At 63.3% G+C, this 6,976-nt stretch carries 6 protein-coding genes and 1 pseudogene; 3 read left to right on the forward strand and 4 right to left on the reverse strand.

What is annotated here, in order from left to right:
* Together BOO71_RS29275 and BOO71_RS03195 are read right to left on the reverse strand one after the other, a co-directional pair.
* A pseudogene (locus BOO71_RS29275) lies at positions 1-244 on the reverse strand (IS1 family transposase); the annotation flags it as partial.
* Positions 245-290: 46 nt separating this feature from the next.
* Complete coding sequence (locus tag BOO71_RS03195) at positions 291-665, reverse strand: hypothetical protein (RefSeq protein ID WP_139322709.1); 375 nt, start codon at positions 663-665, stop codon at positions 291-293.
* Between the two features lie 343 nt (positions 666-1,008).
* Here BOO71_RS03195 and BOO71_RS03200 point away from each other — a divergent pair, with 343 nt between their 5' ends.
* From BOO71_RS03200 to BOO71_RS03210, 3 genes are all read left to right on the forward strand, one after another.
* Positions 1,009-2,679 (forward strand): sensor histidine kinase, encoded by a 1,671-nt coding sequence (locus tag BOO71_RS03200; protein ID WP_075830545.1) that lies wholly within the window; start codon positions 1,009-1,011, stop codon positions 2,677-2,679.
* A gap of 996 nt (positions 2,680-3,675) precedes the next feature.
* Complete coding sequence (locus BOO71_RS03205; protein ID WP_083652908.1) at positions 3,676-4,251, forward strand: gluconate 2-dehydrogenase subunit 3 family protein; 576 nt, start codon at positions 3,676-3,678, stop codon at positions 4,249-4,251.
* Between the two features lie 6 nt (positions 4,252-4,257).
* Complete coding sequence (locus BOO71_RS03210; protein WP_075830546.1) at positions 4,258-5,814, forward strand: GMC family oxidoreductase; 1,557 nt, start codon at positions 4,258-4,260, stop codon at positions 5,812-5,814.
* Here BOO71_RS03210 and BOO71_RS03215 read toward each other — a convergent pair.
* Both BOO71_RS03215 and BOO71_RS26690 read right to left on the reverse strand, forming a co-directional pair.
* On the reverse strand, positions 5,807-6,298 hold the full coding sequence (locus tag BOO71_RS03215; protein ID WP_075830547.1) for a hypothetical protein: 492 nt from the start codon (positions 6,296-6,298) through the stop codon (positions 5,807-5,809). The two genes, BOO71_RS03210 and BOO71_RS03215, sit on opposite strands and share 8 nt — an antisense overlap.
* A 24-nt stretch (positions 6,299-6,322) precedes the next feature.
* Complete coding sequence (locus BOO71_RS26690; RefSeq protein WP_139322710.1) at positions 6,323-6,505, reverse strand: hypothetical protein; 183 nt, start codon at positions 6,503-6,505, stop codon at positions 6,323-6,325.
* Positions 6,506-6,976 lie beyond the last annotated feature (471 nt).

The raw sequence follows: 6,976 nt of genomic DNA on the forward strand, positions 1-6,976 counted from the left end.
TGTTCCCGCGCGTCACGTGCTCCACGATGCTCTCCACCCGCTCCCAGGGGAGTTTCACGTTCCACAGGGCAGTGCCTTTGAGTTCACTAAATTCCCGGGTGCAGGTCGAGCAGCGGAGCAACCGGCGTGGCCCCGAGCGCGTGTTGTACCACTTGCGGTGACGAATATTCCCGAGACCTGACTGTCCAGCGGCTGGACAGGCGGGGTTAAGGCAGCGGAAACTGTCGAGTGAGGGGGATTGCATACGTCCGGGGATACGCCCCGGACGCCCCTCATGTCAGGCATGTCGGTTATGATTCCAGCCTTCTACCCAGGCTCGCGGGTGTGTCGCTCATATCAAAACTCACGCCGGATCCCAGACCCGCGCCGTAGTACAGCTTGCCTGTGCCCACCGGGCCACCCGTCCGCAGCAGCGTCAGATCGAGAAGCACATTCGGCTTGGCCGAGCGCAGCCCGAAGTTGCCCTCGAGTGTGCCGCGCAGCAGCGTGCCCCGGGACCCCACTGGACCCTGGACGCTGACATGCACGCCGGCCAGTCCACCCAGCCCAGTGGCGTCTACCCCCGCCGAGGCCGCCCGCGCCGGCAGCACAGATCCCTGGAGACCCACACGAACGTCCGTTCCAGCCGCGCCCGCAGAACCGAGCAGACCCAGAGCAGCAACCATCAACATCCTTGACTTCATCGCCAGCCACTCTAACGGCAGAGGGGAACACGGTAGGGGAGGACGATGCCATAGCCGACGCCGCAGCCGCCACCAGGGCGAGGGCCAGGATGCCTGGGATGCCCTGTACGAGTGACCCATCAGACTCTGGCCCCCGTGCTACTGGCGTCGCCTCCTGATCCAGCCCACAGGTCTGAACACGCCACCCTGTCTGCAACACCTCTATGACGGCCCATTCGGGCAGCGTTCGCCGCAAGGCACGCTCTGGACCCAGACAGCCGTCCAGGGTGCTGGTGGCCGGCCTGGACCTGTCCAGCCAGAAGGCTGTCAGACTGCACCCCACGCCATGATTCCCCCTCCCACCCCTGACCCTTCCCTGGATGTCACCGAGCTTCAGGCCATCATCGACAGCAGCGCCGACTGCATCAAGGTGCTGGATCTGGATGCCCGCGTGCTGTCCATGAATGCCGGCGGCATGCAGACCATGGAGATCACGGACTTCAGTGTCTGCCAGGGTCTCCTGTGGCCCACGTTCTGGGAAGGCGAAGCCTACGCCCAGGTCGAGCAGGCGCTGGACGCCGCGCGCGCCGGACAGACCACCACCTTTGAAGGCCCCGCCAGAACGTTTGCCGGCACGCCAAAGTGGTGGGAGGTAAGGGTGTCGCCGCTGCGCGCGGCAGATGGCACCGTCACCCGGCTGCTGGCCAGCAGCCGGGACATCACCGCGCGCAAGCAGGCGGAGCAGCAACTCAAGGCGGCGCAGCACCAGCTCAGAACCCACGCCCAGGTCCTCGAAGTCCGTGTGGAACAGCGTGAGCGGGCGCTTGAGGCTTTCGTCCGTTTCACCACGCAAGTGGCCAGTAGCACTGATCTGAACGACATCGCCACGGCGGCCAGCGACATCGTCCGGGACGCGGTCGGCGGCGCTATCAGCGGCTTTTACCTGGTCAGGGGGGACATGGCCTACCCGGTGATGTTCTCCAGCAACACGCCCCCGGAGGTCATGGCGGCCCGGCGTGCCGGAATTGCGCTGTCTTCGCCCCTGGTAGCCGACGCCTTGTCGCAGCGCGGCACGTCGTTCGTGGGCAGCGAGGACGGGCGGCGGCAGTCGGTGGGATACGCCAGCGCGCTGAGCGTCACGGCCTACCACCAGGGGGAGCAGCCCTACGCCCTGTTCGCGGCCGGGACCCCGCGCCCCGAATGGACGGCGCAGGAGCGGGAGGTCATCGAGTCCGTTGGGCGTGGCCTGGGACTGGCCCTGGAACGGGCCGCACAGACCCGGGAACTGACCGCGCAGCGGGACGCCCTGAAGGCCCGCACCCAGGAACTTTTGCTGGCCAACGAAGAACTGGATGCGTTCATGTACTCCGCCTCGCATGACCTGCGCACGCCGGTCCGGCACGTCATGAGCTTCGCCGATATGGCCCGCAGCGCGCTGGTCAACAATCAACCAGACAGGGTCAGCCGCAACCTGGACATCATCCAGCAGGGGGCCGCCCGCATGAATGGGCTGATCGACGGCATGTTGCTGCTTTCGCGCGCTGGGCGGCAGGACCTGCATTCACGGATGGTGGCCCTGGAACCGCTGATCTTGCAGGCGCAGCAGGACGCCCAGCTTGAATTCCCGGAGCAGGTGATCGACGTGCAGTTGCGGGCCGCCGTCAGTGTCTGGGGAGACGCGCGGCTGTTGCAGCAGGTGATGACGAACCTGATCAGCAACGCGGTGAAGTACTCCACCACGCGCGACGTTTCGGACATCGTGGTACAGGTCAGCGAGACCGGGACCGAGTGGACGATCACCGTGCAGGACAATGGGGTGGGCTTTGATCCCGAGTACGGCGGGAAACTGTTCGGCATCTTCCAGCGGCTGCATAGCCAGGCTGCTTTTCCGGGGGTCGGGGTGGGGTTGGCGACGGTGCGGCGCATCGTGCTCAAGCACGGGGGCCGGGTGTTCGCAGACGGTGTGGTGGGCCAGGGGGCCACGTTCGGCGTGACCCTGCCGAAGCCTGCCTCGTAATACCGGAGCGTTGGCCTGCTGTCCATCACCCAAGGTCACAGTAATACGGACTCCGATTGAAAGGTGTTGGAAACACCCGGAAATCCGAGCGGAGCGAGAAGGAGAAAAACGGGTTCCGGGCGTGGAGTGCAGGAATCGGGACAGCGCCGATTCCTGCACGAAACAGACGGAATCCGTATAAGACCGTGACCTTGGGTGTGTGGGACAGAGCGGGGGTCACGTCAGAGGATGCATGCGCAAACAAAGGTTGAAAGTAAGTGATTAGCGGTATAGAAGTTGTATAAGTTTTAGGGTTTTCGTCGGCTAGGACAGTGTTTGCAAAATTTAACTATACTGAGTACAATTTATCTGAGCCGAGATTGAGCTTCGGAAAGTGCGTCTGGGACGCTTATGTTTCTGGCGGAAAACAAAATTTGCGTTATGCATAATTTCGCAATCAGATTTATATCGTCTGGGACGTACTTCTCAAAACCATCGGGCCGTTAAGACCCGCTAATCAGTTACGGTTGAAATTCTGGTACTCCAAACATAGCCGATGCTGTGGGAGCCGATCTGCGGCGGCAACCCGATCAGCACACCAGCGCGCGGGCTGAAGCTCAGGACACCCTGGCCGCGTTTCGCAAGCAACTGGCCCGCTAAGCCTGGTCTGCCCCCGAGAACTGGACGGTGTGAAGTAGAGACGCAGGCTCGGTTGAGCCGATCTCAGAAACCTGTCCGAATCTGGACGGAGGCGACTGGCGGTGTCCGAAGGGTGAATCCAGCCGCGAGTTGCGCGCCGAGATGGTGGACGCCGCCGTATCCAGCCTGCGGATTGAGGGCCTTGAGGTCACACCCAACCGGCTTGCAGCGCTGCGGGACTGACCGCACGCAGCGCCATGTCATACTGACCAGGTCTCCAGCTTCATGTTCACAGGCCACTTGTGACGCTGCCAGCCCGCATAGAATCCCCCTTCTGAGTGGCTGCTGCGCCCGGAATCTGTTCGAGCGAGGCCCCTTATGGATGAACCGCTGTTCTCCGCCGCCGACCTGAACCGCCGTGAAGTGCTGGCCCGGATGGGCCTGGGGCTGGCTGCCCTGACCGTGATGACGGCGCTGGGTCCGCTCAGCCCGGCGCAGGCCCGCGCCCAGGGCATTCCCCTCAAACACTTCACGCCTGCCGAGGCGGCGGCGCTGGAAGCCTGGAACGACACGCTGGTTCCCGGCGCTGCGGAGGCCGGAGTGGTGCAGTACCTGGATGATCAGCTCGGGAAGGATCTGCCGCTGCTGATCTTGCGTTACACCGATTTTCCAGGCCCTGCCCTGGGCTTCTATCAGGGTGGAGTCCGCGCCCTTGACGCCCTGAGTCAGGCCCAGCATGCACAACCCTTCGCACAACTGGACCCGTTAAAACGGACCGCTCTGGCCGGGCAGGTGGCGCAGGGCAGTGCCAAGCCCTGGGATGGTCCACCGCCGCCGCTGTTCTATTTCGTTACCCGCAGTGACGCCGTGGACGTGTACTACGGCACCGAGGCAGGATTTGCCCGCCTCAAACTTCCCTACATGGCGCATATCGCGCCCCCAAAGGTGTGGTGAGCGGGCATGGACAGAGTAGATGTGCTGATTGTTGGGGCTGGAGCGTCCGGCGGCCTGCTGGCTGCCAAATTGGCCCAGGCCGGGAAATCGGTGCTGGTGATGGAAACAGGCCCACAGCACACCCTGGGCAGCCAGGGAGACCTGTACAGCTCACAGATCTGGGCGCGCCGCCTCAAATGGGGCGGCCCCGGCAGTGAAACCGGGGGACCCAACCCGCTGAGCGTGACCTTCAATTCGGGCTGGGGCGTGGGCGGGGCGGCCCTGCACCATTACGCGGTGTGGCCCAGGCTGCACGAGGACGACTTTCAGCTCCGTAGCGACTTCGGGGTGGGGCGCGACTGGCCCCTGCGCTACGACGACCTGCGCCCTGCTTACGACCGGGTTCAGAAGGAAGTCGGGATATCAGGCGACCACAAAGCCGAAATCTGGCGTCCGGCAGGCGAGCCGTACCCGATGCCCCCGGTGCCACTGTTTGAACAGGGACGTCTGATGGCGGCGGGCTTCAGCAAGCTGGGCCTGCACACGTCACCAATTCCGCTGGCGATCAACACCAGGCCCTACAACGGGCGGGCCGCCTGCATCTACGACGGCTGGTGCGACGCCGGCTGTCCCATCGGGGCGCTGGCAAACCCACTGGCGACCTATCTGCCGCAGGCCCTCGCGGCGAAGGCCCAGGTGCTGACGGGAGCCACCGTCACGCGGGTCCTGACCAACCCGGCGGGAACGCGGGCGACCGGAGTCGAGTACTTCGATAACGCCGGAATGCGTCAGGAACAGACGGCGCGGGTGGTCATTCTGGCCGCCTTCGCGGTGCAAAATCCGCGCATCCTGCTCAACTCCCGTGACGGTGGACTCGCCAATCGCAGTGGGCAGGTCGGGCGCGGCATGGCAACCCATCCCTCAGTGCCCGTCTACGGCCTGTTCAGGGAAGAAACCCAGAACATCTACGGCGTGAGTGGCGGGCAACTGCTCAACCAGGACAGTTACGCCAAAGCGCCCGGAAAGGGACAGCAGGCCAGTTTTAGCTGGCTCATCGGCAATGCCCTGAAGCCCAATGATCTGCTGGGCGTGGCGGGCAGCCGGGCAGACCTGTTCGGTGAACCGCTGCACGCGTTCATGGCGCAGGCCGCCGGGCATCTGGCCATGATGGTGTACATCGGCGAGGACCGAATCAGCGAGGACAACCGCCTGACGCTGAGCAGCCAGAAGGACCCGTATGGTTTTCCCGTCGCCCGGATCGTCCATGAACACAGTCAGATCGGCTTGAGGGCCGTCGATGTCGGAAAGCGGCAGGGCGTCGCCGTCATGAAAGCGGCGGGGGCCACCGAGAGCTGGGCAGGCGGCCTGGGAGGCCAGCATATTTTTGGTGGAACGGTGATGGGGACTGATCCACAGACCTCGGTCACCAACAGCTACGGGGCAACCCATGACGTCCCCAATCTGTTCGTAACGGGCACCACCCTGTTCGCGTCGACGGGCGCAGTCAACCCGACTTTCACTGTGCATGCGCTGGCCCTGCGCACCGCTGATCAACTGATCTCGCGCTGGGCGGAGTTCAGTTGAGTGCCTGAATCTCCCCAAGGTGCCGGGACGAGCGCCTGAAGGCCCAGGTCAGGCCCTGCACGGTCATACCTGCGAAAGGGAGGCCGTTGTGGTCTACAGCATGGCCCGCCAGATAATCGTCCATGTAGTGGGGCTGGTTCAGCTCACGCAGGTGGCGTGTGACCGAGTTGCTCCAGTCGGGCGGCGCGTCCGACATCTCGGGTGCGGGAAACAGGGGGTGCTGGTGCGCCGCCACCACCCGGACGCCCTCGCCTTCGAAGACCAGCAGACTGATGTAATCCACGCCCAGCGGCTTGGCCAGCAGCCGGGCAGCGCTCAACGTCATCTCTTCCGGGGTCAGGTCCAGATCCATCAGACCGGTCACGCCTTCGAGGACATGCGCCTGTTCCAGTCCCCGGTACAGCTCGGCGTTGCGCACCGGCTGCGCGTTCAGGCCGCGCTTCAACTCCAGATTCTGGAGACACAGTTCCAGTTCGCTGACCACCAGATCGGCCAGGTCTTCCAGCGCCTAGAGATCGTCGGCGCTTGGCGGGTGGGGCTGGTCATCGGTGACGCCCAGTGTCCCGATGCGGTGGCCTGTGGGCGTGGTCAGCGGCACCCCGGCGTACATGTGGATGTGAGGTGATACGGACTCCGATTGAAAGGTGTTGAAAACACCTGGAAATCCGAGCAGGCGTCCAAGCGTCCTCATGGGCGCTGTTCTGGACAAGACAGCGAGAAGGAGAAAAACGGGTTCCGGGCGTGGAGTGCAGGAATCGGCGCTGTCCCGATTTCTGCGCGAAACAGACGGAATCCGTATGATCAATGGTTCGGACAGTTTTCAGCAGGTACGCTGCCAGCAGAACGGTGTTCTTCAACCGTTGCCCGAATTAAACTCAATCCGACACCGACACCTGGATTGATATTATTTATTTGCCCTGCCAGATAGCCCTGTTGATCAATCGGAGACACATCACCTGAATACAGAACATTCTGTGTCCAGCAGAGCCTTGGACGTCTCGCGACACCCTACTTTTTCTCCGCTCCATCCAGCACGCGACGCCACCCAAAACTGTCCGAACCATTGATGATACGGACTCCGAATAAAAAGCGCAGACTGGAGCATCGCTAAATTCTATTCAACCATCATTGTTCGCCACAGTGCCGCCGACAACCCGATCTC

Source organism: Deinococcus marmoris, from assembly GCF_001949125.1.
Classification (GTDB): domain Bacteria; phylum Deinococcota; class Deinococci; order Deinococcales; family Deinococcaceae; genus Deinococcus; species Deinococcus marmoris_A.

Bases quoted from the DNA above. Each gene is read 5' to 3' on its own strand.
- BOO71_RS26690 (WP_139322710.1), bottom strand. From the start codon at position 6,505: ATGAGGACGCTTGGACGCCTGCTCGGATTTCCAGGTGTTTTCAACACC.
- BOO71_RS03210 (WP_075830546.1), top strand. From the start codon at position 4,258: ATGGACAGAGTAGATGTGCTGATTGTTGGGGCTGGAGCGTCCGGCGGC.
- BOO71_RS03200 (WP_075830545.1), top strand. From the start codon at position 1,009: ATGATTCCCCCTCCCACCCCTGACCCTTCCCTGGATGTCACCGAGCTT.
- BOO71_RS03205 (WP_083652908.1), top strand. From the start codon at position 3,676: ATGGATGAACCGCTGTTCTCCGCCGCCGACCTGAACCGCCGTGAAGTG.
- BOO71_RS03195 (WP_139322709.1), bottom strand. From the start codon at position 665: ATGGTTGCTGCTCTGGGTCTGCTCGGTTCTGCGGGCGCGGCTGGAACG.